This is a genomic window from Bartonella sp. AA74HLJMH, from assembly GCF_042197045.1.
Lineage (GTDB): Bacteria > Pseudomonadota > Alphaproteobacteria > Rhizobiales > Rhizobiaceae > Bartonella.
In genome coordinates this window covers 1-1,201 of sequence record NZ_JBHIRJ010000095.1, presented here as the reverse complement: position 1 = coordinate 1,201, position 1,201 = coordinate 1, and the positions used below count along the sequence as shown (strand labels likewise).

The 1,201-nt window shown below is 36.5% G+C and carries 2 protein-coding genes and 1 pseudogene; 2 read left to right on the top strand and 1 reads right to left on the bottom strand.

Annotated elements, in window-relative coordinates:
• Positions 1-403: 403 nt before the first annotated feature.
• Both ACFINH_RS09870 and ACFINH_RS09865 read left to right on the top strand, forming a co-directional pair.
• Positions 404-685 carry a type II toxin-antitoxin system RelE/ParE family toxin gene (locus ACFINH_RS09870; protein WP_183194586.1) on the top strand — a complete coding sequence of 94 codons (282 nt, stop codon included), beginning with the start codon at positions 404-406 and terminating at the stop codon, positions 683-685.
• A gap of 17 nt (positions 686-702) precedes the next feature.
• Complete coding sequence (locus tag ACFINH_RS09865; protein WP_183194585.1) at positions 703-1,002, top strand: HigA family addiction module antitoxin; 300 nt, start codon at positions 703-705, stop codon at positions 1,000-1,002.
• A gap of 52 nt (positions 1,003-1,054) precedes the next feature.
• Here the strand turns inward: ACFINH_RS09865 and ACFINH_RS09860 are convergent.
• A pseudogene (locus tag ACFINH_RS09860) lies at positions 1,055-1,201 on the bottom strand (integrase); the annotation flags it as partial.

The following is a 1,201-nucleotide window of genomic DNA, read 5'->3' as shown; positions in this document are numbered from 1 at the left end:
TTTGAAAGGTCTTTGAAGACCCTTTGAGAACCCCTTAAAAACTCTTTGAAAAAAATAAATTGGTACAAAACCTAGTGTCAAAATATACAAAACCTGCTGGCAAGCTACATTTACGAATCCCGCACCTTGAAAAAACACACATGAAATCAATAAGTTATAGCACCATAAAAGTGCTGTGGCGGAGGGGGTGGGAATGCTACATTTATATGCAATCAATAACTTATATAAAGGTAAGGGAATTTTAATTCCATTGATTTTATTAACTTATTTTTATGTCTATCCCGAACTTTTTTATAGCTTATTCTCAATCATTTTATCCAAATATGTAATCAGATTTTCCAGTATCTTACTTGACTCTTATTTTTATAAATCGTATAGTAATAGTATACGATAAGGGGTGCTAATGGCAATTGTGAGTTTCAGACATAAGGGCTTAAAATTATTTTATACAACAGGTTCCACAAAAGCTATTCGACCAGATCACGTAAAGAAATTACGCGTTATCTTAACGGCTTTAACAAGTGCTACCACGCCCGAAATGTTGAAAGCACCTGCCTTTAAAATGCATCCTCTTAAAGGTGAACTTACAGGATACTATTCTATATGGGTGAATGGAAATTGGCGTGTTACTTTTCGCTTTATAGGAACAGATGTGGAGCTTGTTGATTATCAAGATTACCATTGATGAAAGGAACGAAAATAATGATGCATAACCCCGCACATCCGGGCGAAGTTCTAAAAGTAGCTTTCTTAGACGAAATGGGGATAACAATACAAAAGTTAGCTAATCATCTCCATATGACAAGAGCTTCTCTATCAAGAGTGATTAACGGACATGCCTCTATGAGTACCGAACTTGCAGTGAAATTAGAACTAGCTGGTTTTAGTAAAGCGAAATTTTGGCTGGATATGCAAACAAATTATAATTTATGGCAAACAATGCAACAGACACAACCACCTATTTCTCCTCTGGTTTCTGAAGCACATCAAACGTCGCTTTGATTTCGTTTATAATTTTGACGGGGCTTTAGTTTTTTAGCTTCCGCCCGTTGCTCTAACCTTTTTGAAGTTTTTTAATGGCTTCTATTGCAAGGCGTTTTCTATCAGCTGTTTTGGTATAAAGGGATGCCATTTTATCTTCTGTCCAGCCAAAAAGCGCTTTCATTTGCGAAACTGTCGCACCAGCATTGGCTGCACGTGT

Bases quoted from the DNA above. Each gene is read 5' to 3' on its own strand.
- ACFINH_RS09870 (WP_183194586.1), top strand. From the start codon at position 404: ATGGCAATTGTGAGTTTCAGACATAAGGGCTTAAAATTATTTTATACA.
- ACFINH_RS09865 (WP_183194585.1), top strand. From the start codon at position 703: ATGATGCATAACCCCGCACATCCGGGCGAAGTTCTAAAAGTAGCTTTC.